23 protein-coding genes are annotated in these 26,477 nt (G+C 60.3%); 5 read left to right on the top strand and 18 right to left on the bottom strand.

What is annotated here, in order from left to right; genetic code table 11:
* Positions 1-17: 17 nt before the first annotated feature.
* Positions 18-2,243 carry an MtrB/PioB family decaheme-associated outer membrane protein gene (locus tag E6W33_RS09205; protein WP_136416652.1) on the top strand — a complete coding sequence of 742 codons (2,226 nt, stop codon included), beginning with the start codon at positions 18-20 and terminating at the stop codon, positions 2,241-2,243.
* A gap of 302 nt (positions 2,244-2,545) precedes the next feature.
* Positions 2,546-3,871, top strand: coding sequence for an ethylbenzene dehydrogenase-related protein (locus E6W33_RS09200; RefSeq protein ID WP_136416650.1), 1,326 nt, complete (start codon positions 2,546-2,548; stop codon positions 3,869-3,871).
* 204 nt (positions 3,872-4,075) lie between these two features.
* On the opposite strand, the gene E6W33_RS09195 is transcribed toward E6W33_RS09200, so the two are convergent.
* The 18 genes from E6W33_RS09195 to E6W33_RS09110 form a co-directional block, all read right to left on the bottom strand.
* Positions 4,076-4,435, bottom strand: coding sequence for a c-type cytochrome (locus tag E6W33_RS09195; protein WP_211097276.1), 360 nt, complete (start codon positions 4,433-4,435; stop codon positions 4,076-4,078).
* Positions 4,436-4,530: 95 nt separating this feature from the next.
* Complete coding sequence (gene rquA / locus E6W33_RS09190; protein WP_136416648.1) at positions 4,531-5,283, bottom strand: rhodoquinone biosynthesis methyltransferase RquA; 753 nt, start codon at positions 5,281-5,283, stop codon at positions 4,531-4,533.
* 457 nt (positions 5,284-5,740) lie between these two features.
* The gene (locus E6W33_RS09185; RefSeq protein WP_168798584.1) at positions 5,741-7,819 is read right to left on the bottom strand and encodes an MtrB/PioB family decaheme-associated outer membrane protein; all 2,079 of its coding nucleotides are present in this window, start codon (positions 7,817-7,819) and stop codon (positions 5,741-5,743) included.
* A gap of 20 nt (positions 7,820-7,839) precedes the next feature.
* Positions 7,840-8,784, bottom strand: coding sequence for a DmsE family decaheme c-type cytochrome (locus tag E6W33_RS09180; RefSeq protein WP_211097275.1), 945 nt, complete (start codon positions 8,782-8,784; stop codon positions 7,840-7,842).
* Positions 8,785-8,854: 70 nt separating this feature from the next.
* A complete protein-coding gene (locus E6W33_RS09175) occupies positions 8,855-9,208 on the bottom strand; it encodes a c-type cytochrome (protein WP_136416644.1) in 354 nt (117 codons plus the stop codon).
* Positions 9,209-9,374: 166 nt separating this feature from the next.
* Entirely contained in the window at positions 9,375-11,870 is a 2,496-nt protein-coding gene (locus E6W33_RS09170; protein WP_136416641.1) for an MtrB/PioB family decaheme-associated outer membrane protein, read from the bottom strand.
* A 30-nt stretch (positions 11,871-11,900) separates the two neighbouring features.
* Positions 11,901-12,953, bottom strand: coding sequence for a DmsE family decaheme c-type cytochrome (locus E6W33_RS09165; RefSeq protein ID WP_136416639.1), 1,053 nt, complete (start codon positions 12,951-12,953; stop codon positions 11,901-11,903).
* 492 nt (positions 12,954-13,445) lie between these two features.
* The gene (gene ccmI / locus E6W33_RS09160) at positions 13,446-14,720 is read right to left on the bottom strand and encodes a c-type cytochrome biogenesis protein CcmI (protein ID WP_136416637.1); all 1,275 of its coding nucleotides are present in this window, start codon (positions 14,718-14,720) and stop codon (positions 13,446-13,448) included.
* Entirely contained in the window at positions 14,717-15,184 is a 468-nt protein-coding gene (locus tag E6W33_RS09155) for a cytochrome c-type biogenesis protein (protein ID WP_348983154.1), read from the bottom strand. Before E6W33_RS09155 ends, ccmI begins: the two co-directional genes overlap by 4 nt.
* Entirely contained in the window at positions 15,177-15,704 is a 528-nt protein-coding gene (locus E6W33_RS09150; RefSeq protein WP_136416635.1) for a DsbE family thiol:disulfide interchange protein, read from the bottom strand. The genes E6W33_RS09155 and E6W33_RS09150 overlap by 8 nt, the downstream gene beginning before the upstream one ends.
* A 67-nt stretch (positions 15,705-15,771) precedes the next feature.
* Positions 15,772-17,754, bottom strand: a complete 1,983-nt coding sequence (locus tag E6W33_RS09145; RefSeq protein ID WP_136416633.1) for a heme lyase CcmF/NrfE family subunit — start codon at positions 17,752-17,754, stop codon at positions 15,772-15,774.
* The gene (ccmE, locus tag E6W33_RS09140; RefSeq protein ID WP_136416631.1) at positions 17,755-18,222 is read right to left on the bottom strand and encodes a cytochrome c maturation protein CcmE; all 468 of its coding nucleotides are present in this window, start codon (positions 18,220-18,222) and stop codon (positions 17,755-17,757) included.
* A complete protein-coding gene (gene ccmD, locus E6W33_RS09135) occupies positions 18,206-18,400 on the bottom strand; it encodes a heme exporter protein CcmD (protein ID WP_136416628.1) in 195 nt (64 codons plus the stop codon). Before ccmD ends, ccmE begins: the two co-directional genes overlap by 17 nt.
* Positions 18,397-19,077 (bottom strand): heme ABC transporter permease CcmC, encoded by a 681-nt coding sequence (ccmC, locus tag E6W33_RS09130; RefSeq protein ID WP_136416626.1) that lies wholly within the window; start codon positions 19,075-19,077, stop codon positions 18,397-18,399. Before ccmC ends, ccmD begins: the two co-directional genes overlap by 4 nt.
* Positions 19,078-19,425: 348 nt before the next feature.
* Entirely contained in the window at positions 19,426-20,094 is a 669-nt protein-coding gene (ccmB, locus tag E6W33_RS09125; protein WP_136416624.1) for a heme exporter protein CcmB, read from the bottom strand.
* Positions 20,088-20,723: a cytochrome c biogenesis heme-transporting ATPase CcmA gene (ccmA, locus tag E6W33_RS09120; RefSeq protein ID WP_136416621.1), complete on the bottom strand. Its 636-nt coding sequence runs from the start codon at positions 20,721-20,723 to the stop codon at positions 20,088-20,090. Before ccmA ends, ccmB begins: the two co-directional genes overlap by 7 nt.
* Before the next feature lie 344 nt (positions 20,724-21,067).
* Positions 21,068-21,739: a Crp/Fnr family transcriptional regulator gene (locus tag E6W33_RS09115; protein WP_168798583.1), complete on the bottom strand. Its 672-nt coding sequence runs from the start codon at positions 21,737-21,739 to the stop codon at positions 21,068-21,070.
* A gap of 380 nt (positions 21,740-22,119) precedes the next feature.
* Positions 22,120-22,722 (bottom strand): cytochrome c3 family protein, encoded by a 603-nt coding sequence (locus tag E6W33_RS09110; RefSeq protein WP_136416617.1) that lies wholly within the window; start codon positions 22,720-22,722, stop codon positions 22,120-22,122.
* 44 nt (positions 22,723-22,766) lie between these two features.
* On the opposite strand from E6W33_RS09110, the gene E6W33_RS09105 reads away from it, so the two are divergent.
* The 3 genes from E6W33_RS09105 (at position 22,767) to E6W33_RS09095 (ending at position 26,230) form a co-directional block, all read left to right on the top strand.
* Positions 22,767-23,417: a hemerythrin domain-containing protein gene (locus E6W33_RS09105; protein WP_168798582.1), complete on the top strand. Its 651-nt coding sequence runs from the start codon at positions 22,767-22,769 to the stop codon at positions 23,415-23,417.
* 216 nt (positions 23,418-23,633) lie between these two features.
* A complete protein-coding gene (locus E6W33_RS09100; protein ID WP_136416612.1) occupies positions 23,634-25,040 on the top strand; it encodes a bifunctional enoyl-CoA hydratase/phosphate acetyltransferase in 1,407 nt (468 codons plus the stop codon).
* On the top strand, positions 25,037-26,230 hold the full coding sequence (locus E6W33_RS09095; RefSeq protein WP_136416610.1) for an acetate/propionate family kinase: 1,194 nt from the start codon (positions 25,037-25,039) through the stop codon (positions 26,228-26,230). Before E6W33_RS09100 ends, E6W33_RS09095 begins: the two co-directional genes overlap by 4 nt.
* Positions 26,231-26,477 lie beyond the last annotated feature (247 nt).

The raw sequence follows: 26,477 nt of genomic DNA, 5'->3' as shown, positions 1-26,477 counted from the left end.
AACAGGGAGATCAGGTCATGAAAATCTCAAAAGAGCAATTTGGTTTGAGCCAAAAAGTGTTGGTGCTCGCCATTCTTGCGGCCTTCGGCCCGGCACATGCCGACGACGGCATCAACGAGTACATCAAGCCCGACAGTTCGGTGCGCGTCGGCATAGGCGCCGTGAGCGGCGACAGCAAGGACCGCGCGCTGTTCGGCCAGTACAACGGCATGCGCGGCGATGACTACTACGGCCTCGTCGACGTCGACATCAACAAGCGTGATGACGCGACGGGAACCTGGACTAAATTCAGGGGCAGCAACCTCGGACTCGAGACGCGCGAGCTGGGCTTCGGCCAGCAGAAGCAAGGCGACTGGAAGTATTCGGTCGAATACGGCGAACTGATACGCAACTATCAGAACACGATCAACACCGGCATGCAGGGCATCGGCACGGACACCCCAACGGTGACCAGCCTGACAGCCCCGGGTACCGGACGGGATGTTGACCTGCAAACGAAACGCAAGGCTGCCACCCTGAACTTCGGAAAGTGGATTTCGCCCAACCTTCAGTTTGAAGCGAACTTCAAGAACGAAGACAAGGATGGCGCGCGCGTGTTCGGACGCGGGCTCAACTGCGGCACGATCAGCGGATTCGTCCACATTTTCTGCGGACCGGGTTCGTCGGGCGGCATCCTGCTGCTGCCGGAACCGATCAACTCGACCCAGCGCCAGGCGGAAGCACGCCTGACCTTCACTGGCGAGAAGTTCCTGATCAGCGCGGCTTACAACGGTTCGTTCTACGACAATGCCTTCGGCTCCCTGCGGCCGACCATCAGCGGCAACCTGTTCAACCCGAACGGCACGGTGCTCAACACCGCCACCGGTGCGGGCAGCGGCGTTGCGACTTACATGACGCAGCCAATGGCATTGGCACCCGACAACCAGGCGCACAAGTTCTCCATCCTGGGCAACTACGCATTCACGCCGTCGACGAAGGCGAACTTCAAGTACGCATATACCTATGCGAAGCAGGATGAGGGCTTCGCGAGTGCGGGACTGACCACCGGACCGGCGGGTGTATCCAACCTCGGCGGGCGCGTCGACACGACGCTCGCGCAGGTCGGCGTGACCTCCCATGTCATGCCGAAGCTAACGCTGCTGGCGAACGTGCGCTATGAAGACCGCAACAACAAGACTCCGGTCGCGCTCTATGGCTGGAATCCCGGCGTGACCAACAGCCAGGATTCGGTGACGAAGCTGAACGGCAAGGTCGAAGCGAACTACCGTTTCGCTCCGGGCTATAGCGGCACGCTGGGCATGGACTACGAGTCGATGGATTACGGCCTCCCGGCCGCGACAGCGACTCCCGGTGGCTACGACCTCCTCCGCGAGAAGACGAACGACCTGGCCTATCGCCTCGAACTGCGCCGCAGCCTGTCCGAGACCTTCACCGGCGCCATCGGCTACATCCACAGCAAGCGCGATGGTTCCGACTGGCGCAACGCAGACGTGCAAGGCACGCCGGTAATCAGCGCAGCTCAGGCTGCCCTGCTCGGCGAAGGCGGCCGCCCGGTGACGCCGAGCATGTTCCAGGACCGCAAGCGCGACAAGCTCCGTCTGTCGGCCGACTGGACGCCGATGGAACGCGTCTCCCTGCAGTTCATCTACGAGGATGGCAAAGACAAGTTCAACTCCCCGACTACCGGTGAAGTGAAGGGTCTGGAAGACAGCGATGCGAAGTTCTATGGCATCGATGCTTCCTTCGCACTGTCCGACAACTGGAAGATGAACGCCTACTGGAACCAGGGCGAAGAGTCGATGCAGGTCAACCACACCTTGTATCTGGGTTCGCTGTCGAGCAAGACCGCCAGCTTCGGCCTCGGCCTGAACGGCAAGGTTTCCAGCAAGATCGAGCTGGGCGGCAACCTGACTCTCACGGATGACAGGTACACGTACAAGCAAGGACTCGCCGAGGACAATCCGGCGGCGACCATCGCAACCAACCAGGCATTCCTGGATCGGACAGGCGGTCTGCCGGATACTTCCTACCGTGCGACGACGCTGAACCTGTTCGGCAAGTATGAACTGAGCAAGAGCTCGGGTCTGCGCCTCGACCTGGTTCACCAGCGTGCGAAGTACAACGACTGGGTTTGGGGCTATGCGGGTGTGCCGTTCTTCTACTCGGACAACACTTCCGTCAGTGCACAACAACAGCAGAACGTCACGTTTATCGGGGTGAGCTACCTCTATAAATTCCAGTAAGACGCGCGCTGTTCACGCGATGCTCCACCGGCCAAGGGAGAAGTTTCCCGCGGTCCGTGGAGCATCTTTTTTTTTCGCGTGATGATACCGTCGCTCCCCTGCCTTCGTCGGGGCTTCCCCAAATCAAAAAACTCCGAAATATATTCAAACTGGTCTGCATCTTGCTCTGTATGCAGATGTATAACTGCAGTAAGGGCCTACCATCCATCGCGCATGGCTACTTCTCGCAGCAGGCAGTAGCAGCGCCACGCCCGACGGACGATAGAACGGAAAATTCCATCACTAAACCACGGAGCGAAAAAATGCGACTAACAACAATCACGCTTTCTGTCTTGTCGGTATGCGCGGCGCTGGCGTCCGGCAGCGCACTGGCTGCGGATCCCGCCAAGATCAACTGGTCGAAAATTCCGACGGTCAACGTCCCGCTGTTCTATCCCGGACAATCGTCCTACGAGTGGCTGCTCAGCGATGCCCACAAGGGCGCTGCGAAGGAAGTCAAGCGCGGCGACGCCTGCATCTCCTGCCACGACGAAAAAGATGCTGAAAAAGATCTCGGTGAAAAACTGGTGAAAGCAAACCGGCTCGAACCGACGCCGGTCGAAGGCAAGAACGGCTTCGTGAATCTCAAGGTGCAAGCCGCTTATGACGACAAGAATGCCTACCTGCGCTTCCAGTGGAAGACCCACAACCCCTTCCCCGGCATCGAGCATCAGTACCTGCGCTTCGACGGCCATGAGTGGAAAGTGTATGGTTTCCCGAAACTGGACAAGGTCGTGCAGGAAGGCAAGCAGCCCGGCATCTATGAAGACCGCATGACAGTCATGCTCGATGACGGCAAGGTGCCGAACTTCGCCAAGCAGGGCTGCTGGCTGACATGCCATGACGGCGAGCGCGACATGCCGAAACTCGCCACCAAGGACGAAGTGGCCGCCAACGCCATGCTGACCGCGTTCAAGAAGAGCGACGTGCGCAAATACCTCCCCGCGACACGCAACGATCCAACCGACTGGAAGAGCGGCAAGACAGTCGAAGAGATCAACAAGCTGAAGGCTGAAGGCGGCTTCGTTGATCTGATCCAGTGGCGCGCGCATCGCACCTACCCCCTCGGCATGGCCGATGACGGTTACGTTCTCGAATGGCGCAACAGCGATGCCGGCAAGGATCCGTTCGGCGGCAATTCGAACAAGGAAACGCATTCGCCGAAGTACATGTACGACGCGAAGATAGTCGGCTACAAATCCATCACCGCAGACCAGTTGCGCAAAGGCGATCATTTCCTGATCCGCGAGGTGAATGCCGTGCCGTTTGATCCGAACGCGGGATGGAAGGAAGGCGACATGGTGCCTGACTACATTCTCAGCCGCGAGGATGCCAAGGGTTCTGCAGCCGACAACAACGCCATCGCCAGCTGGAAGAACGGCGAATGGACCGTGGTCATGATTCGCCCGCTCGGACTCACCAACGATGACGACAAGACGCTGAAAGAAGGCGGCGTCTATAACGTCGGATTCGCCGTCCACGACGACAACATCACGACCCGCGGCCACCATGTCTCGTTTGTGAGAACGCTGGCTCTCGGCGGCGGCAAGGACGTGAAGGCCGACATCAAGGCAACGAAACTGAAGTAGCCGGCAGTACCGATTCTTCCGGGAGCTCCTCCCCGTTCCCGGAAGCGGTCCACTTTGGGGCGCACCGCGGTGCGCCTTTTTTTCGGTCGTTCATCGAGACCCTTCTTCACCCGAAAAAACGCCTGGCCTTGCCGCTAACACCAGGCAAGTGAAGACATTGATTGCGTCACATCTCAGGGAACGGATGATGCCCGATACAAGCCGCTATTCGAGCGACAGAATCCACTGCACCAGATTCCTGATCGCGGCCTCGTCACGGGTCTTGATGATCCGGTGATCTTCCCATTCTCCGCTACGCATCTGCACAGATTTACCCGACTTCACATGTTCGATCAGATGCTCCTCCGCATCCGGCTTGCCCTTGTATTTGGCCGCCACTTCCTTGTACGCCGGTCCGTCCTTGTTCTTGTCGATGCCATGGCATTTCAGGCAGCTCTCGCGCCGCGCCAACGATTCGGCGGCATCGGCATCGACCCCTGCAGCCGTCAACGGCGCGAACGACACGACGAGCGTAATCACCGCGGCGGACAGATGCGCGGGATTGAAACTCCATTCGCGCTTCACTTCTTTTACTCCGGAATTCTTGGTTATTTCAGAGGGCGACGCCTCCTTGCGCCGCCCTCTGTTGGTTTGGCATTCAAAGAATGCCCTTGCAGACATCAGCGGGTCAGCACCACCTTCTGGTACAGGCCGCCGAAGTAGGTTTCCTTCTGCATGCCGGAAAACTGTACGTCATGCGGCAGATAGGTTTGAATCTCGTTGTTCCACAGATCGTCCGCATACGGTTCCAGGCGCCTGAGCAAGGCGCGCAGCGGATGGCGAACCGGATTCCAGCTGTCCGGCCGGTGATAGTCGACCACGATGACCTTCCCGCCAGGCTTCACCACGCGGCAGGCCTCGGCCAGCGTACGGCGCCGCACATCCTCCGGCTGTTCATGCAGCAGGAAGAACACCAGCACGCGTTCGTAGCTGGCGTCGGCAAAACCGAGCGCGGCGGAATCGCGCTGGATCAGGGACACGCGCATGTCGGCAGGCAACTTGCGCTTCAGGTTCTCGAGCTGAATGGGCAGTACGTCGATCACGTGCAGCTTTCCATCGTCAGCGATGCGTTCGCGCAGACGCGGCGTGAGATCGCCATAGGCGCAGGCGACCTGCAGCGTGCTGCCCTTCGCATCGTGGCCGATCTCGTCGAGCGCCTTGTCGCGCAGCGCGGAGTAATTTCCGAACAGGATCAGGTTGACCAGCCATTCGCGTTCGAACACCTTCACGGCATTCGGATGCACGTAGGCCCACCAGTAGATCTTTTGCAGGTAGGCCGGAACCGTGATGCGAATCGTGGTCTCGTCGAATGCAATCGGTGCGGAATGATCAAACTGCGGCGTGATGCCGTGCTCGGATATCAGGTTATTCATCTCCAGGTTCCTTATAGTCATCTGGCAAGAAGTGCATTCGATACAGGTCTTGCCTCCCTGTGTCGCTTCCGCGTAATTCGTCCTGGCTCTCGGGTCCTGTCCGGGTTTCCATGACGAGCATGGCATTCGGCAGGACCGTCCTCCCACATTCCATTTGCTGCGCGACCCGGTTCTCAGTTTCGAGACAGAACCCGAGAATCGAGAATCGCTTGCTTCTTCGGCGGCGCCGGTCTGCCTTGGTCTTCCCCCGCAAACTCCGCGAAACATGCCGATCACTGCGGTCACTCAATCAGCTGACCGGCACATTCGGACGCCTTGTAGGACATAGTATGCAAAGGGTGTACCAGCTTTTCTTGTGCACTGCATCGAAGCGGCATGCGCAGAAAAAAAGCGGAGCTGCTCGCGCGCCCCGCTTGAAATCGGCCTCTGCGGCCGACTAAAACGTCATTACAGCGATTTACTGGAACCGGTAGATATAAGTCACCCCGAGGAAGTTGACATCCTGCTGCGGCCTTTGCGTCAAGGTGGTGCCGTCGCTGTACGCCCAGCTCGACCAGGACCAGTCGTTGGTGCTGTAGCGGTCATGAACGAAGTCGAAGCGGATGCTCGTATTCTTCTGCAGCGCATAGATCGCATACAGCTTCACGTTGCTCTGCCGCGTGTACACGTCCGGCAGGGAACTGACCGCCGCGCCGGCAAGCGCCTGCAAGCGGTAGATATCCGCGATTTCCGAATGACTCAGGTCCATGCCGATTTCCAGCCTGGAGGTCGGATTGCCGCGCAGGCCGATGCCGATGGAATTGGCGTTGTTCAGCAAGGTGGACGACCATGGCGTGGTGGGCGTCGTGCGGGTGGCGCGATTGGCGCTGGTATCGTTCTTCGAGAACCATGCGCTGCCCTGCCATTCATCCGAGAATGCGTACGACGCATCGATCGAATAATTCTTCGACCCGCCGTCGCGCAGGCCGAAATCATCGGCGGTACGGCTCGCGTAATCGTCCCATGTCTGGTCGGCCATGAATTGCACCGCCAACGCTTCGCTGGCCTGCCAATTCATCGACAGCCGCAGCTTGTCGCGCTGGCGATCAGCCAGATTCAGCGGGGCAATGAGATTGAATGCCGAGCTGACGGTCGTGCCGCTTGTGCATGTCACGCTGCCGCAGTTGAGGACGTTGGTCTGAAAATCCGAACCGGTGCGATCGCTGTGGACGTAGGTCACGGCGCCGCTCACCGTCTCCGAGATGGTGCGCTTGAAGCCAAGACGGTATGACGTCTCCGTCGTCCGGTCGCGGAAGCTGACCGCGCGAATGACAGGCGCAGTGCGGTCCTTTTGGACGTAGTCGATACCGGCCGTCATGCGTATCGCCTTCGGCAACTGATAAGTTGCTTCCAGCTTGCCGGTGGTCGACTTGAGTGAGTGCGGCTCGTACAGGCCGGTATAGGTGGAGGTCGGCGACACGCCGGCTTGCGTGTAGAGACGGACCGGCGTCTTGTCCTCGCGGTCCTCGTAGCGCACGTCGGCAAGCACGGACAGCTTCGGCATCGGCAGCGCCGTCACACCGAACTGCAATTGCGTGGTGTCCATGCGCCCGTGCAGGTTGTCGACCGCATTGATGCCATTGGCAAGCGTCACGCCGGTGATGAAATCATCATTCTGCGTTGCCCGCGTATAGGCAAGCTTGAAGGTGCCGCGCGTAGTCGGACTGAAGTTGTAGCCGCCGTCCAGCGCGAGTTGGTGCGATTGCGAATCCGGCGGCAGTCCTATCGGATTGAAGCTGGCCAATGCGCTGCCCCCACCGGTCAATCTCAACGCCGGATTGCGGTTGTCGTAGGCGGTGCCGTAATAAATGCCGGAGACCTGCAGCTTCTTGTCCGCATAACCCAGGATCGCTTCCAGCTCACGCGTGGTCGAGTGGATCGGCTCCGGCGTGAACTCGAAGGCATTGGTTCCTGCGCCGCGTCCGAAAATACGCGAGCCGTCCTTTTCCTCATTGCGCGCACGGACTTGCAGGTCAAAACCCCGGCCCAACTGCTTGGTGAATCCCATGCCGAGCGACTCGCGCTTCATCTTCAGTTGCGTCGGAACCTCGACTGCCGCGGCGGATGTCGGAATCACCAGGTTGGGTGTACCGATGCCGGTCACCGCGGTATTCACTGTATAAGGCTCGAAGCGCGGCGTCTCGCTGTAGTCGATCGTATATCCCCAGTCACCCTGGCGCTCATGCTGGAAGCGCAAGTCGCGGTTTTCCAGTCCGAGATTGCCGCCCTTGAACCTGGTCCAGGTGCCGGTCGTGGTATCGAGCTTGTTGATGTCGATGTTGAGCAGGCCGTAGGCGCCCTCCTCGCGCAATCCGGTATAGCGACCGAAATTCGGTGCATCGCCCGACAGATAGCCGGCGCCGATCGACATCGTGCTGGAAGGCTTGGTGAGCCATGCAAGATCGCGGTTCTGCTGCGCGTGCGCCGGCCCGAAAACCGCCAGCAGCGCCACCGCCATGGCCGCAAGGGGAAATGCAAATTGTGATTGACGTGTCATGTTCATTCTCCTGTCCCTGATCAGCGCCGCATGGTCCGCTCGTTGTTGATGTTCGCCGGATTGTTGGTGCCGTGCGTATTCGTGTGGCAGTTCAGGCAACCGCGCGCCAGTGTGTTGGCGGCTTGGGCAGGATTGGCGTTGGAGCCGGTCAGCGTCGCAATGCGCCCCTGGTGCGTGGCGGGCTCATGGCATTGCTGGCACAGGAACGGCGGACGCGCCTTCAACAGGTTGGGCATGGTGCTGCCGTGCGGGTTGTGGCAGATGGTGCAGTCTTCCTGCGCCGGCTGGTGGTTGCGGATGAAAGGCCCGCGCTTCTCCATGTGGCAGGTGTAGCAAGTCGCGACCACGCTGTCGCGCGCCAGCAGCGTCGGACCGGAGGTGCCGTGCGGATTGTGGCAATCGGAGCACGCCATCTTGCCGTCCTTGATGGGGTGGCGCGATGGACGCGTATAGAGCGCACGCTGCTCCTTGTGGCAGGCAAAGCAGACTTCCGGCTGAGTCAGCTTGTCGCGCACCTTGTCCTTGTGCGTGTGCATTTCGTGGCAGGTCGTGCACAGCACGCCGGCACGTTCATGCAGGCTGCCCTGCCAGTGCGAGCGCTTGCCGGAATTGTGGCAACCGACACAGGCTTCGATGTCCTTCGACGTGGCCTTCTCTCTGGAACTGAAGGCGTCCACCAGCGGACGCTCCGATGCGTGGGTGCTGTTCTGGACGTGCGCCTCGCTGGCGCCGTGACAGGACTGGCAGGTCGGAGTACGGCCATCCGTCTTTACGCCGTGGCGCGATTTCTTGATGGTCAGAATCGGCTTCTGCTCGGATTCGTCGTGGCATCGCGTGCAGATGCTCTCTTGCGCAAGCGCCTTGTCGGCTTGCAGTGCGACGTCTTCGCCTGCATGCGCTGGCATGGCGCCAAGCGTGCTGAGGGCGAGCGCCAGCATCGAGGCAATTTTCTGCCAGTATTTCATTATTTTCTCCCTGATTTTTGTAGCTGATGACCGGCGTCTTCCCTCGCCGCGTCAGAGTTGATGCGTCTTCTTATGTGAGCGACAGGATCCACTGGACCAGATTCTTGATCTGATCCATGTCCTTGGTCTTCGGGATCTTGTGCTCCTCTTCGTGGCCGTCGGGGAACTTCGCTTTTTCACCGCTGCTGAGGTGCTGCAGCAGGCGTGCTTCCGCGCCGGCTTTGCCCCTGAACTTGGCCGCGACTTCCTTGTAGGCGGGACCATCCTTGCCGCGTTCGACTCCGTGGCAACGCAGGCATCCTTCCTGACGTGCGAGTTTTTCCGCCGCGACTGCATCTGCGGCAAAGGCATGTCCCGATACTGAGAATGCGGTCGCAGTGGCGACGAAGGCGACGATCTTGCCAATGGTGAAGACTGATTTCATGACTTTCTCTCTTGCTCTCTTGCTCCGGCATTCCGGCTTGATTTTCTCGATAGCGGGAGTAAACCCGCGCCTAAAATATTGTTTCAAGTCAACATTGCACAAAACATGCCAGAACGAAAAAGGGCCGGCGGATGCCGGCCCAGTCAAGCGAGAAATGAAACCGATGCTACTGGAATGTATAGATGTAGGTCACGCCCACCGCCTGCACTGCATAGTTCGGCGACGTGATGCCTATGCCGGGAACGATCGGGATTGCGAGGGCGCCCAGCGCCGACTTGGTGTAGGCATCGTATTGCCAGTCCTCTGAACGCAGGCGCCGGTACAGGTAGGACAAGCGCACCGCGGACGCCTTGCCGACCTTGTACGTGCCGTTCAGCCTCAGATCGATCACATTACTCGTGATATCCGGGAAGGACTGTGCCGCGACCCAGACATTATTGATCCCGCCAGCAGCCGTTGTCGCAGGATTGCCGTTACTGGTGTAGAAGCCACCCGAGACATCGATCGGCGTGCGACTGTACGAATAGGCGAGATCGAAACCGAGATCCAGTTTGCCGTTCATTAGCTTGCTGGCCTTGGCGCCGAAGCCGATGGTATGGATCTTGTCGGTCTGATCGGCAGTCCACTGACGGCAGGTATCGGTTCCTTCATCCGAGGGCAGATGGCCGGCCGCGGCGAAGTAACCCGTGCACGCCGCACCCGCCACATGCGCCGGCGCGTCCAGGATGGTGGTCGAATTGCCGCGTCCGATCACCAGGCTGTCGAGCTGCGACTTGCGGTCCTCATAGGTGTAGAACGCATTGAACACCAGCTTCTCGCTTGCGGCATACGCGCCATCGAGCTTCAGGACCCAGGAGTTCGAGTTCTTCAGGCCATACGGCGAATTGTTGAAGTCGTCGCGGTTGTAGTCGACCCCGGTCTGCAGGCTGAACGCATCGCTGACCTGGAAGTTGAGCGCGCTGCGAAGTTGATCGCGGTTGCGGTCGGCGAGGTAGAACATTCGGAAACCGGGCAACAGCGGATCGGCAGCCAGTGCGGGCGGAACGGTCGGTACCGGCAGCAGGATGTTTTCCTCATACTCGGACGACCGGCGCTGCGCGTGCGAATAGCCGACGCGTCCAGTCACCGCAGCAGACACGCTGTTGCGGTAATCCAGGCGGAAGGTGTTTTCGCGCGTGGTATCTGCCTTGAAGGGATTCTCTTCTGCGGTGGAGGTGCGCTTGACTTCCTGCCACTCGTAGCCGAACCGGACTGCCTGACGGCGCGCGAACGAATAGTCGGCGTCGAGGATCAGCTGGTTGCTGCGCCGGTTGAGCGGCTCGTTTTCAATCAGGTTCGGCGCGGCGGCCTGATCGGTGCCGATCACCAGCAGCTCACGGATCGGCGTCCGATTATCGCGATCTTCAAACTTGTAGGTCGCGCTCAAGCCAAGGTTGTTCATCGGCCGTGTCGTCAGCGTTGCGTTGATGTTGGTATCGATCACCTTCGCATTCGCCGATGCGGCCGGAACGCTCCAGCTCGACGGCAGGCCAGTCAGGAAGGACTCGTTCTGCGTCATGCGCTGATAGTTGCCGTTGACCACCAAGCGCGTCAGCTTCGTAAAGTTGTAGCCGCCCGACAGGGAAAGCCGGTGCATCTCGTTGTCCGGCGCGCCGATCATCCGTGCGTTGTTGCTGAATGCGGAGTTCAACAGGTTGCCGGTGAGCGGATTCTCGACCGTCCAGACATCGGTCGAATTCTTGTAGAAGGAACCGTAGTAGCCAAAGGTGATGTGGCCCTTTTCCCCCGCATAGCCGACCGATGCGCGGAGCTGGTCAGTACTGCTGTTGATCGGTTCCGGCACCAGCACGCCGCCTCTGCCAGGGCCGCCGAACGAAACGCCGGTCAGCTTGGTGCCATCCTTGAGCTCATGCGTGGCTGACGCCGAGGCTGTCCAGCCCGGCGCCAGAATGACGCTCAGGCCAAGGTTGTGCTTGGTACGCTGGGTCTCGACGTCGAAGTTGTGCATCGCCGCCGGAATCAGGTAGGCCGGCCCGCGGCATGCCGCCGTGGTCGGCGCACCATATACGCCGCCGGAAAGTGCAGCCGCCGCGCATGCCGAAGTTGCATACGGCGATTGGATATTCCCCCAGTTCGACAAGGCGGCATTCGCGTTCGCCGTGCTCGACACGCGCGATGCCGCAGGCGTTGCGGCGAACGAAGCCGGCAGCCTCAGTGCATTACTGCCCGCGCCATCGTAGAAGGTCTGGTACTGGTCCGAGTAAAAGCGCTCCAGCTCGTCATAGGTGTAGGTGAAGCGGAAGCGCCCCTGCTCTCCGGCATCGATGTCCAGGCGCCGCGTGTTGAGCCCGAGGTCGCGTCCGGTCACGCTCCAGCGATAGGCATTGTCGCTGTCGTAGCTGCCGCCGCCGCGCAGGTCGAAACCGGCGATGCCATAAGCACCGTCCTTGTGGAGACCGTTGTACTCGCCGAACTTGTCGGAAGCGTGGTTGACGTAACCAATTCCGACTTCCACCTGTTTCGACGGCTGCGTGAGCGCACGCACTTCATCGTTATCAGCTTCCGCTGCATGAACGGCTGGAAGCACGGCAAACGCTGCAAGCGCGGCGCGTACGGCGATCACCGAGGCGCGTACAGCGAAACTGCTCTGATTGCTATTCATTATCTTCTCCCCGATCAATTCGAAATCCGCTTAGCGCGTAAACCGTTTACCTGCAGGATGGTTGGAGCCGTGCACCTGCGAATGGCAGTTGGTGCACGCGCGCAACGCAAGCTGCGAGGCCGGGTTGTTGAGTGTCACGCTTTGACCGGTTACCGGATTGATCACACTGGCAAGCGCGCTCCTTGTATTCGCGTTGGACGCTGCGCCACCCGGAAGGTAAGCGCCGCTATACAGGTTCCCCGGATGCGGCGCGCCGTCGGCGTGGCAGTTCTGGCAGATCCAGGGAGAACGTCCCTTGAGCAGTGGCGCGGCCGTCGAACCGTGCGGAGTATGGCAATTGCCGCAGTCGTCCATCGCGGACGGATGCTCCCACAGGAAGGGACCGCGCTTCTCCGCGTGACAGTTGAAGCAGGTGTCGCGAACCGTGATATCGGCCATCAGCTTCGGACCTTGCGAACCGTGCGTATTGTGGCAGTCGGAGCACGTGACCTTGCCGGCCTGAATCGGGTGGGTGGAGGGACGCATCATTTCGGCGCGTTCCGTCTTGTGGCAGGCAAAGCAGACGTCGCGCTGCGCAACGCGGTCAAGCGCCTTGTCCTTGCCCTGCACATGCACTTGATGGCAACTGACGCAGGACACGTCCTGGGTTTCGTGCTTGCTGCCCTCCCACAAGGTGCGCTTGCCAGACTTGTGGCACGTGAGGCAGGTCTCGTTCACTTCCCTCGCGTCGGCCTTCTTCGCACCGTTGAACATTCTGTCCGGCGCGGGACGGCGGCCCTTGCTATCCTTCGTCGCCGTTTTCACGTGCGCTTCGCTCGGACCGTGGCAGGTCTGGCAGCCGGGCGTGCGTGCATCGGCCTTGACGCCATGGCGCGTCTTGTACATCGCAAGAATCGGACGTTCCTCCGATTCGTCATGGCATTCGGTACAGACCTTGTCCTTCTCAAGGGCCTTCGCCACCGTCGAATTCGGATCGAGCGACCTCCCCGCAGGCTTCACATCATCCGCGGCAAGGGCCGATCCGGCGAATGCCGTACTGACGGTGATTGCCGCTAACGCGACAAGCTTTTGCCAGAGCTTCATCTTGTTTTCTCCCTAAGTTCCACTTGATTCGTAAAGGAGCGATCCTGCTACCCCTGCCATCGGTGCGATCCGATTCGTTACGAGGACTCGGGTCAGACTTGCCGGCGGGCGCACTGCATCGGTGATGACGCTTTCGCGTTGGGTGCGGCTACGGATACGAAAGCGGATATTTGATGCGGTGCGACACCGTCGGCGTCAGACGCAAATCCACACTAAGAGAAGGGTATCTTTGTGGAAACTTGGCTACAACAAAATTCTTTGCGTATTGCTATAAATCGAAGGGAGATTCGGAATTCGTTGATACCCATCAAGGACTGACAGGGTCGTTCGCAAATTCGGGAAAGCGGCATGTGGCGGCATCGAAAAGAGCCGGCCGGGAAGGACAGGATTGGTGCAACGCATCACTTGTGCTGCACGGGGTGGAGGTACATGCGCACGACAGGCCGCCGCCCCATGATGGGACAACCGGCATGTCGTGCGCAGGTGGTTTTGCTAGTGCTTCGTGTTGATTCGAATCGTCAGATTCGTCGCACCCGGTGCGACCGGTTCGCTGACGCCTTCCAGATCGCCAGGACCAGGTGTCGCGCTGCCAGACTTCGAAACGCGCGCGCCAACTATCACTTTCGGGAAATTCGACAGCTTCGCTTGCGGCGTCATGCTCATGCTGTCATCCAGCACGAACTTGAACGGCAGATCCTTGACCTGCTTGCGTACTACGGCCAGCGGGAAACGCGGGCCTTCCGCAGCGCGTGCGAAGATGAAGACCGCATCCGTATCGGAAGCCTGGGAGCGCAAAGCGGGATCGATATCGACCGTGCCTTCCACCTTCGCACCGGCGACGGCTTGCGGCGCGTTCTCAGTCTGAGCGGTCTGGGCGGCCGGAGCGGCCGGAGCGGCTTGCGGCAAGGCGACAGGCGGCTGCCCCATCAGGCCTTGCGCCTCATTGATGCTGCCGAGGACGGAACGTGCGATGTCGGAATCGCGCGGGACCACGTCGAGAATCTTCTGCCAGCTGGTCACTGCATGCGCATAGTCCTTGCGCTCGAAGGCCGCGCTACCTGCCAGGGCGAGCGCCTTGACGTTCTTCGGGTCAATCGAGAGCGCGCGTTCGATCAGCTTCTCCGGTTCGCCCTGCAGGCTGCGATTCGCCGCCATGGCCAGCGTATCCGCGTAATCGGTCAGCATCGCGGCGTCGTCCGGTACCAGTTTCACGAGATGCGCAAAGGCCTCGCTGGCTTCCGTATAACGGCCCATTGCTGCGTACGAACGTGCCAGCATGTTCCAGCCTTCGATATTATTCGGATCGCTCTTGAGGCGTTCCGCGAGCTTCGCGACCATGCCCTCGATTTGTTCGTTCGTGAGCTCGTGCGAGCTCTCGTTCGCGGCAGTGACCTTGGCAGGATCGAGCGCCGCAGGCGTTCCCACCAGCAGGTAAATGGCAATCGCCAGCGCGGGCACCGCAACACCGACCAGTATCGCCGTCCAGCGCTTGCTGGCGCCGCTGGTGTGCACCGATGCATCGGGCTTGACCTCTTCCGCAACGCGGCGTTCCAGCTCGTGCCGCGCGCTCTCATAGGCGAGCGGCTCGATCAGGCCGCCCTCGAGATCCGTATCGAGTTCACGCAACTGATCGCGCAATACCGCAAGATTCAATTGATCGCGCTGGATGTGGTCAGTCGTGACCCGTTCCTTGCGCAGCAGCGGCGTCAAGATGAAGGCCAGTGCCGTCGCCATCAGCAGCGCGGCGCCAATCAGAAATGCTGTCATGCTTTATCCTTCGGTGTGTTCGCGTCCTTCAGCAGGCTGGCGGCGCGTTTCATTTCTTCTTCCGGCACATTGTCGGTCGGCGCATCACGGCGTTTAACCTTGACCACCAGCACCGCGATTCCGCCGATCAGCAGCAGGAACGGACCGAACCACAACAGCCAGGTGGCGCCCTTGACCGGCGGCTTGTACAGCACGAAGTCGCCGTAGCGCTCCACCATGTAATTGATCACGTCCTTGTCGGACATGCCGGCGGCAAGTTTCTCGCGCACCTGGTTCTTCAAGTCGATGGCCAGCTCGGCATGCGAATCGGCAATCGTCTGGTTCTGGCACACCAGGCAACGCAATTGTTCGGTCAGGTCCAGCATGCGCTTCTCCAGCGCGGGATCGGCCGCTGCCGGCGGCGCCTCCTTCGCTTGCGCGGCGAAGGACAGGACGAGCATCAGTGACAGAAAAAATTTACGCACTCTTCAATTCCTTGATCAAGGGCAGGAGTTTTTCGGCGATCGCCTCGGGCGTGATCGGACCGGTGTACTTCATGCGGATGACGCCTTGCTTGTCGATCACAAAGGTCTCAGGCACGCCGTACACGCCGTAATCGATGCCGACGCGGCCATCGTTGTCGAAGGCCGATACGGAGTAGGGATTGCCGAACTCGCGCAGCCAGCCCAGACCGTCTTCACGCTTGTCCTTGTAGTTGAGGCCGACGATGGGCAAGGTATTGGTCCGGGCAAAATCCATCAGCACCGGATGCTCCTGGCGGCAGGACACGCACCACGACGCCCACACGTTCAGCAGCCACACCTGGCCCTTCATGTCCTGCGGCGAGATGGTCTTGTCAGGTGCCTGCAATTGCGTCAGCTTGAATGCCGGCGCCGGCTTGCCGATGAACGGCGACGGAATCTCGCGCGGGTTGAGGCGCAGGCCGATGGCAAGGAAAACCAGCAGACCGATGAACACACCTAGCGGTAGAAGAAATCGTTTCATAAGCTTTGCTTCGAGAGGATTGGTTTGTCCACGGAAAATTTTCCGTGGACCGATCCCGGTTGGTTCGTCAAACGCTGACGGGTTTGACCGCTGCGATGGTTTCTGCGGCCTTCTTGCGTGACGCGACGCGATAACGACGGTCCGACGCAGCCAGCAAGCCGCCGAATGCCATGATCAGGCAGCCGCCCCAGATCCAGCCGACGAAGGGCTTGTACTGCACGCGCACCACCCATGCGCCATCCGCCGTTTCCTCGCCGAGCGACACATACAGATCATGCGTGAAGCCGCGGTCGATGCCCGCCTCCGTCATCGGCATGCGTTGCACCGTGTACAGGCGCTTTTCCGGCATCAGCGTCGTGACCGGCTTGCCGCCATAGGTGACGTCGAAGGTCGCCTGGGCGGCAACATAGTTCGGCCCCTTGATTTCTTGCAGATCCTTGAAGTTGAAGGTGTAGCCGTTCACCGACGTGGTGTCGCCGACGCGCATGCTGACGTCCTTGGCTTCATCCAGTCCCTTGACCAGGGTCACGCCCACCACGAACACGCCGATGCCGACGTGCGCGACCAGCATTGCCCAGTAGCTGCGCGGCTCGCGCGACAGCCGCTTCCACAGCGACATGTCCTTCGGCGCATGACGCGCGCGTTCGACTAGGTGCGCAATCGATCCGAACACGATCCAGATCGCAAACGCAAGACCCGCGGTCACCATCGGCGACGCTGCCAGCACCAGCGCGATGGCCAGGGCCAGTCCGACCGCTGCCAGCGCTACCCAGCGCAAGCGGCGCAGCAGATCGGCGACCGATGTTTCCTTCCAGCGCGCAAACGGTCCGATGGCCAGCAGTACCAGAACCGGAATCATCAGCGGCACGAACACCGCCTCGAAGTACGGAGGCCCAACGGAAATCTTGCCGAGGTTGAGCGCGTCGAGGAACAAGGGATACAGAGTGCCGAGCAGCACGGTGCCGGAAGCGACCAGCAGCAGCACGTTATTAACCAGCAGCATCGACTCGCGCGAAATCAGTGCGAAACGGCCGCCCAGTCCGACGCTCGGGGCGCGCCATGCGTACAGCGTGAGCGAGCCGCCGATCACGATCGCGAGGAAGACCAGGATGAACATGCCGCGCTCCGGATCGGTAGCGAAGGCATGCACGGAAGTCAGCACACCGGAACGAACCAGGAAGGTACCCAGCAGCGACAGCGTAAAGGCGATGATTGCCAGCAGCACGGTCCAGTTCTTGAAGCTGCCGCGCTTTTCCGTCACGGCCAGCGAATGGATCAGCGCGGTGCCGACCAGCCACGGCATGAAGGATGCGTTTTCGACCGGATCCCAGAACCACCAGCCGCCCCAACCCAGCTCGTAATAGGCCCAGAAGCTGCCCATGAAAATGCCCAGAGTCAGGAACATCCACGCGACCGTCGTCCAGGGGCGCGACCAGCGTGCCCATGCGGCGTCGAGCTGCCCGCCCATCAGCGCGGCAATCGCGAATGCGAACGCGACCGAGAAGCCGACATAGCCCATGTACAGCAGCGGCGGATGGATGATCATGCCGAAGTCCTGCAGCAAGGGATTCAGGTCACGGCCATCGGCCGCCATCGGCAGCAGGCGCGCAAACGGGTTGGAAGTGAACAGCAGGAAGGCAAGGAAGCCGACGCTGACGAGGCCCATCACGCCAAGCACGCGTGCCACCGTCTGGTCCGGCAACTGGCGGCTGAATTGGGCGACGGCAAGTGTCCACAGTGCCAGCATCTGGATCCACAGCAGCATCGAACCCTCGTGGCCGCCCCAGGCGCCGGCGATACGGTAGTAGACCGGCAGCTTGGAGTTCGAGTTGGAAGCGACGTAGGTCACCGAGAAGTCATTGGTGACGAACGCATAGACCAGACAGGAGAACGCCGTCGTCACGAGGATGAATTGCGCCGCCGACGTCGGCCGGGCGAGCGCCATCCAGCGCTGGTTGCCCGTGAACGACCCGGCGATCGGGAGAATGCCTTGCACCAGCGCCACGCACAAGGCGAGGACGATGGCGAAATTGCCAAGTTCAGGAATCATTTATTTTGCATCCTTTGCCAGTGTGCCAGCAGCCTTCTGATTGGCCTCCTGGCCCTTCTTCATTGCGTAGGCGGCATCCGGCGGCATGTAGTTTTCGTCATGCTTGGCCAGCACTTCTTCCGCGACGAACTTGCCTTCATTGTCGAGTTTGCCTTGCGCAACCACGCCCTTCCCTTCCTTGAACAGGTCGGGCAGGATGCCTTTGTAGGTTACGGGAAGCTTTTGCGCCGTGTCGGTCACGACAAACGTGACGGTGACGCCGTCAGGCTGGCGCTTGAGACTGCCGTTTTCGACCATGCCGCCGATGCGAAAGCTCCGCCCCTTGGGCGCTTCGCCGGAAAAAACCTGGGTTGGCGTGAAGAAAAACACCATGTTCTGTTTAAAGGCCGACAACACAAGCCATGCAGCCAGCCCCAGCGCGGCAAGCCCTGCGGCAACCAAAACCAGGCGCTTATGCCTTGTCTTCATTCTCTTCCCTCCGATTGTTCCGTATCCAGCGGCTGTATTGCTTGAGCAGCGTATTGCGTCGCGCGCGTACCGACATCAGCTCCGCCCCCAGCAATACGAAAGTCATCAGCACCGAGCCCCACACATAGAGCGCGTACCCGCCCATTGCGAAAAATTCGCTCCAGCTATGCCAATTCATGCGTTTTTCTCCACGTATTCCTTCACCCAGTCGGTATGGCGCTCGCGTTCGAGCATGATGCAGCGCACCCGCATCAGCGTCACCATGATGGTGTACGCCCACGAGGCCAGCGCGAGTACCAGCATGCCGAGCAGCATGGTCATCGCCATGCTCGGCGCCTTGGTCATGCTGACCGATGAGCCCTGGTGCAGCGTGTTCCACCACTGGACCGAAAAATAAATGATGGGTACGTTGACCACGCCGACCAGCGCAAGTACCGCACCCGCCTTGTCGGCACGGCGCACGTCATCGATCGATGCCTGCAAGGCCATGAAGCCGATGTAGAGGAACAGCAGAATCAGTTCCGACGTCAGGCGCGCGTCCCATACCCACCAGGTGCCCCAGGTCGGCTTGCCCCACAAGGAACCGGTCCACAGCGCGAGGAAGGTGAACATGGCGCCGGTCGGGGCCAACGCGGTCGCCATCATTGAAGACAGGCGCGTATTGAGCACCAGTCCGACCGCCGACCAAAAGGCCATCACGCAATAGATGAACATCGACATCCACGCAGCCGGCACATGCAGGAAGATGATTCGATAGGCGTCGCCCTGCTGGTGATCGGTGGGCGCGAGCACCAGACCGATATACAAACCGACAATGCCGAGAATGACGGCGGCAGTTGCAAACAAGGGAATCATTTTTCCCGCTAATGGGAAAAAGGTCTGTGGTGATGCAAATTTGAAAAATCTGAATCCGCTCGATTCCAGATTACCGGAGAGAAGGTGGTCGGAAATGGACACTACTGCAATGCTCCAATAAGGTTTTCTACAAGGATTGCCTCTCGAACCCCGAATGGAGAGGGTCAATCATCTTCCCGAAATCGGGAAAGCACTCTACAGCATATTGCCGGCGCGTGCTTAAGGCGCGCTTAACAGAACATGGACCAGGCGTTTTTAAGCCAAAACAATATTCAGTCGCGTTTTTCCGCTATGAAAGCAATCGCTATGCCACGGATGAAACTATTGGGCGCGCCACTCGACCGTGGTTTATTCCAATGCAATCCGCAAACCGGCAGCGGTCGCCCATGGCGTCAATGCAGCCGCGCCTGCCAGCGCCCCGCCCAGCAGCAACAGATGCGCGCTCGCACCAACACCGGACGCTTCCGCGCCGACGGCACCGGCGCCGAAAATCAGTACCGGGATATACAGCGGCAGCACCAGCAGCGAAACCAGCACGCCACCGCCGCGCACGCCCAGCGTCAGCGCCGCACCGATGGAACCGATCAGGCTCAGCACCGGTGTGCCGAGCAGCAGGGTCACGAACAGGACGCCCACCGATGATGTCGGAAGATCAAACTGAATCGCCAGCACCGGCGCCAGCAGCACCAGCGGAAAACCGGACACGAGCCAATGCGCAATCACCTTGCCGATCACGATGACAGTCAAGGGCTCGGACGACAGCACCATCTGCTCCAGCGTGCCATCGGCATAATCCAGCGCAAACAGGCGCCCCAGCGCAAGCATGGAAGCCAGCAGCGCCGCCACCCACAGGATGCCGGGCGCCATGGTCCGCAACAAGGACGGTTCCGGCCCTACGCCAAGCGGAAACAAACTGGCGACGATAATGAAGAAAAACAAGGTCGTCAGGACATCGGAACGCCGCCTGAACGCCAGCAGCAGATCGCGCCGGATCACGCACATCAGAACCTTCAGCATAGACGCCCCTGGTTCATGTCCAGGCACAGCGAGCGCCGCGCCTGCAGATCGACTTCCTGATGCGTGGTGTAAATGACCATGCCGCCGCCTGCCAGATGCTTGTTGATGGTGCCGCACAGGGCCTTGACCGCGTTGACGTCGAGCGCCGTGAACGGCTCGTCGAGAATCCACAAGGGCATCGCCAGGCCGAGGCTCAGGCGCGCCAGTGCCACGCGCTTGCGTTGTCCTTGCGACAGCGCACGCGTCGGCAGATCGGCAGCACGCCCCAGTCCCAGCTCCTCCAGCGCGCCATGCGCCTCATCGCTGGTCACCGGCCTGCCGGTCAGTGTTGACGAAACAACTAGGTTTTCCCATGCCTGCAGGTCGTCCTTCACGCCATTGGCGTGGCCGAGGTAAATGAGCTTGCTGCAGAATTCGTCGCGCAGGCTGCGGATATTGCGTCCGGCCCAGCGCACTTCGCCCTGGGCCGGGACCGACAGTCCGCACAGGATGCGCAGCAGGCTGGTCTTGCCGCTGCCATTGGTACCCGCGACGCGCATTGCGTCGCCGGGCTGGATGTCGAAATTGATGTCGGAAAACAGTTGCAGATCACCGCGGATGCAACCTAGTTGATGAGCCTGCAAGGTCATTCGCGTCCTTTGCCGTGCCGGCGGGAAGAATTCACGCGTGAATGCGCGTCAGGCGGATTACAAGTAGCCATAAGATGATCAAAAAGCAAACAGGGAACACGCCGCGCTACGCGCAACATCGCGTTTCCGTCCGGAATGCATATTATGTGCCATGTTGCGATAGCGTGCCCGGGGAATCGTCGTCGGAAGCGATCCTGAGTTGACTCAGATCACCAATCCAGGCGTGGGATTTTCAATGTACGGAATGATACCCGGACGCAGCCGTTCGCCGCCCTCTTTTTTCGAAGGGGAAATGGGTTTGGCCGCGCACGCATTGTACGCGGCTGGCAGGTACGGCGCGAAGTTCAGGCAGCGAGCATGCCGCCCATGCGCTCGTAATCCAGGATCTTGATGCGCCGGCCGGTGACCGAGATCAGCCCGTCCGACGAGAAATCGTGCAGCAGGCGCGACAAGGTTTCCGGAGTGAGGCTCAGGCGCGAAGCGATCAGGGTCTTGCTGGCGATAAGCTCAACACAGTCGCCGGCCTGGTACTGGCTCTGGCGCAGCAGATAGCCGGCCAGACGCTGCTTGGCGGTCTGCAGCGAATAGCTTTCGATGTCGCGCACCAGGGTGTACAGCTGGCGGCCGACGCAGACCATCAGCTCCTGTGCGAACGGAAAGTTCTCCTTCGCGACTTCCAGCACCTTTTCGCGCGAGGTGTGCAACAGCATCGAATCGGTGGTGGTTTTCACGAAGGCCAGATGTGCGCGGTCGAGCAGCATTTCGCCCAGGCCGAAGCATTTGTTCTGTCCCAGGATCGCCAGCGTCTTCTCGCTGCCGTCCTTGCGGTCGAAGCCGATCTTCACCTGCCCGTAGACCACGATATAGACGCCTTTCGGTGCATCGCCCTGGTTGATCACGCAGGTGTTGGTGGAGGCACGGATGGGTTGGGTTGAAGCTGTGACTTCATCGAGCTGCCTGTCATCGAGCATTCGGAACAGCGATGTATTGGCAAGAATGCGTCTCAGGTTTTGCATGGAGTCGTCTCGCGGCGATCGAACACGTTCTATTCTCATTTTCAAAAACCTCGTTACTGACAATCGGAATCCGCATCACCCAGAGAGCCTGCAATGAACCGCACTCATGCGGCTCCCTCTGCGGCTCATGACATGCCCTCTGCCCCATCGCTTTCTCTCTGATGGAAACGCACATGACCACGGTCAACCAACGGGCAACCAACTGGCGCAGGGCCGTTATGAACGGCCGTTGAAATCAAGCGATACCAAGGAAACATGCAAACTTCGCGCCAGCCCCTTTGAGAGAAATCAACATATCCATAAGGGTAACGTGGTCGTTATTCTCTTTAATGATCCAGATCAATTTTCCCGAAATGGGATTAAAAAAAACCAAGTCCAAGTCACCACCACGCCTTGCCACCCCCATGCAGCACGCTATGACAACGCTCGCAGGAATACAGCGCGGCAAACGCGACGCGCCCATGGCAGGCGCCGCAATATTCCCCCTGAAAAATCTTCGTCATGGTGATCGCGTTGGCGCCGGCCTTCGGCACGAAAATCTTGTCATGGCAATTGCTGCAGGTCAGCCATTCCGTATGCGAACTGTGGGGGAATTTCACGTAAGGCATCTCCTTCGTATTCTGCAGGATGATGTCCAGGTTCAACAGTTCGGAAGGCTTGCTGCCATTCAGATCGGAGCGCGGCTGGATGGCGCCGCTGCGCAATGCCATCATCCAATCGACCTTCCCTCTCTTGTCGAGCGGAAGTCCGACGCGCGCTTCTTCGATTTTCTGCAGATTGCCGTAATTGGGGCTGTCGACATCGTAAAGCCCGGTGGAATTCGTGATCTCATCGACTGCATTCGTCTCCGCCTTGACGGCAGGCGTTGCCGGCTGGTAGGGAGGCACTTCCACGGATCGCAATTGCGAAAACGCCGCGTTCTGGACTGCCGCTGCCAGCAATGCTGCGACGAGACAAACGAGAAGGTGGCGAAGACGAGGCATCAAAATCAACAGGCCGTATGCGGTGTGCGAATCAGACTATAGCGATGCCGAGCGGCAATTTATTTGATCTGGGTCAAGCCGTACCGAATTCTTGCCATCATGACATCCGCGGCTCTCTTGCGGATTTGGAAATACCTATTTCAGATCAAGGAGATAGCACGTGTTTCACAGTACAAATAGGACGATCACACGGGGTGCATGTCATGGATACCATTTGCGGCCAGTTGGGGCTTGACCACAAGCACTGCGACCTTTTGTTTGCGCAAATTGGAACCTGCCTTCGCGAAAGAAATTGGGAAGATGCACACACCCGCTTCCTCCGATTCAGCGACGCGATCAAGCAGCACATTCGCATGGAAGAGAAAGTGCTTTTTCCCGTTTTTGAGCAAACCATCCGCCACGGCGCCGGCCCGATCGAGATGCTGCGCCAGGAACATCAGCAATTGCGCTGCATCGTGGACCGCATGTTTGACGCGCTGATCAACTTCCATCCCGCCGATTTTCTGTTGCACGCCGAATCCTATACCCTGCTGATGCAGCAGCACTGCGTGAAAGAGGAAATGCTGGTCTATCCGCTGCTGGACAAGGTAGCGGCCGAGCAGCGCGCGCAGATCGTCCACGCAATGACCGAATATTCGCGGGCCATTGCGCCGTCAGGCCAGAGCGAGATAACAGAGAGATTGCAGTCTGACTGACAGACGCGCACGCCACGCGCTGACATTGCCGTTCGGCATAGTCCTTGCTTTTACCCAACTCCGGAACCTTCTCCATCCGCGCCCCGGCCGCTGCCGTCATGCACTGACTCGTGCACCGACGCGACGGCCGATGCGGATGACGTGCCGTTCAGTATCCAGGCGGCTCGGCAACGAGCCGCGAACACATCAGCAACTCACTCTCCGCAACCAGCTTCTATGAACGACATTATTTCGAAACAGATCGAAAACACGACTTACGATGAACTGACCGTCGGCCAGTCGGCGCGCCTCGTGCGCACCCTGACCCTGGCCGATATCCAGGCATTTGCCGCCGTCTCCGGAGACTACAATCCGACGCACGTCGATGCGGAGTACGCCGTCCAGACCCTGTTCCACGGCGTGGTAGCGCACGGCATGTGGGGCGCGACGCTCATTTCCAGCCTGCTCGGCACGCAATTCCCGGGCGCCGGCACCGTGTATGTCGACCAGACCCTGCATTTCACCCTGCCGGTGCGCGTCGGCGACACGCTCACCGTTGTCGTGACCGTCACGGCAAAGGACGATGCCACCAAGCGCGTCACGCTCGACTGCAAGGTATTCAATCAGAACGGCACCAGCGTGCTGGTCGGCGCGGCCGTGGTCGTTGCGCCCACCAAGAAAGTGTCGCGCCACTCAATGAGCACGCCCTGGGTCCATACCTTCGATCCGCAGGCGCGCCTCGATTCCCTGCTTGCTACCGTGCGCCACCTGCCTGCCGTGCGCTGCGCGGTGGTCCACCCCTGCGATGCCGAGTCCTTGCGCGGCGCTCTGAACGCTGCCCAGCATGGGCTGATCATCCCCGTGCTGATCGCGCCGGAAGCCAGGCTGCGCGCGACTGCCGAGGCTGCCGGCCTGGACCTCGGCGACATCGAGATCCAGTCGGTGGAGCACAGCGTCGCCGCCGCCGAACGTGGCGCCGAACTGGCGGCCTCCGGCACCGTCGAGGCATTGATGAAAGGCAGCCTGCATACCGACGAGTTGATGCATGCCGTGGTCACCACCCGCGCCTTGCGCACCAAGCGCCGCCTGTCGCATGTGTTCCGCTTCGACGTGCCGATGTATGACAAGCCCCTGCTGATTTCCGATGCCGCGCTCAACATCAAGCCGACACTGGAAGAAAAAGCCGACATCATCCAGAACGCGATCAACCTGTCGCATGCGCTCGGCAACCAGCGCCCGAACGTCGCGATCCTGTCCGCGGTGGAAACGGTCAACGTCAAGATGCAATCGACGCTCGATGCGGCGGCGCTGTGCAAGATGGCGGACCGCGGCCAGATCACCGGCGGCAACCTCGACGGTCCGCTCGCTTTCGACAACGCGGTGTCGATGGAAGCCGTGCGCATCAAGGGCATCAATTCGACCGTGGCAGGCAATGCCGACATCCTCATCGTGCCCGATCTGGAATCCGGCAACATGCTGGCCAAGCAGCTCGAATACCTGGCCGGCGCCACCACCTGCGGCGTGGTGCTCGGCGCACGCGTGCCGATCGCGCTGACCAGCCGCGCCGACAGCGCCAATGCGCGTGTCGCATCGGCCGCGCTGGCCCTGTTGCTTGCACATCACAACCGCAAGGTGCAGCCATGAGCGCCCTCAATGCCATCCTCGCAGTCAACGCGGGATCGTCCTCGCTGAAGTTCGCGCTCTATCCGCAGGACGGTCGCGATATCGGCGCGGCCCGCCTGTCAGGCAATATCGAAGGACTGGAAGCCGGCGGCGCGCCAATCGTCAAGGTTTCGGGCAGGGACGGCAACAGCAGCGACACGCTGCAAGCCGGCGATGGCTGCCCGCACGATCGTGCGCTGGCCGCGCTCGACACAGTACTGAAGCGCCATGCCGACGGCATCCGCATCACGGCCATCGCGCATCGCATTGTGCACGGCGGAGAACGCCTGACCGAATCGGTGCTGCTGGACGATGACATGCTGGCCTACCTGACATCCCTGTCCTCGCTGGCGCCCTTGCATCAGCCGCACAACCTGGCCGGCGTGCGTGCGTTCAGGAAGAGCTTTCCGCACCTGCCGCAGATCGGATGCTTCGATACCGCATTTCACGCGACCTTGCCGCAGACGGAATATCTGTTCGCCCTGCCGCAATCTTTGCGCGAGATGGGCATCCGCCGCTATGGCTTCCACGGCCTGTCGTATCGCTATGTCGCCGACCGGCTCATGGAGCACACGGCGCATGCACGAGGCCGCGCCGTGATTGCCCACCTCGGTAACGGCGCAAGCGCCTGCGCGGTAAAGAACGGCAAGAGCATTGCCACCACCATGGGTTTCTCTGCACTGGATGGACTGATGATGGGCACGCGCAGCGGCGAAGTCGACCCCGGCGTGTTGCTGCACCTGCTGCGCCACGGCTGGAGCTGGGAGCAACTGGAACGCATGCTGTACCGCGAGTCGGGCCTGCGCGGCGTCTCCGGCGTTTCGGCGGACATGCGGACGCTGCATGCGAGCGCGGAGCCCGCCGCCAGGCTCGCCATCGACATCTTCATCCATCGCCTGGTGCGCGAATGCGGCGCGCTCTCCGCCTGCCTGGAGGGATTGGATGTGATCGCGTTCACGGGCGGCATCGGCGAACATGATGCGGCCTTGCGCAAGCGTACCTGCGATGCGCTGTCCTATCTCGGCATCCGCATCGATGAAGCGGCGAATCAGACTGCCAACGGCGATGCGATTGCCGCCATCCATGCGGCTGACAGCAGCGTGGAAATCTGGGTAGTGCCGACCGACGAAGGACGCGTGGCGGCGCAAGATGCGGCGCGCCTGATCAACTAGCCATCGACCATGAATAGACGCGCCGCATGGGCACATGCGTAATGCGAGCCGGTTGACTAATCCGACCGGTTACCTCACCTGCAGTCCCGCTGCGATGTATTTCGCAGCGGGACGCTATCAATAAGAAACCTTGTCTCGCCGATACTTCGACGGTGAGTCCGATCGCGAAGCAGGCATTCTCATCACCTGAACTTGCGTGCTCGTCACGGACGTTTTCATGCGAGGACACCAGGTGAAAGCCATTCAT

This window comes from Herbaspirillum sp. ST 5-3 (assembly GCF_004804275.1).
Lineage (GTDB): Bacteria > Pseudomonadota > Gammaproteobacteria > Burkholderiales > Burkholderiaceae_D > Noviherbaspirillum.
This window is presented reverse-complemented; position numbering and strand designations above follow the sequence as displayed.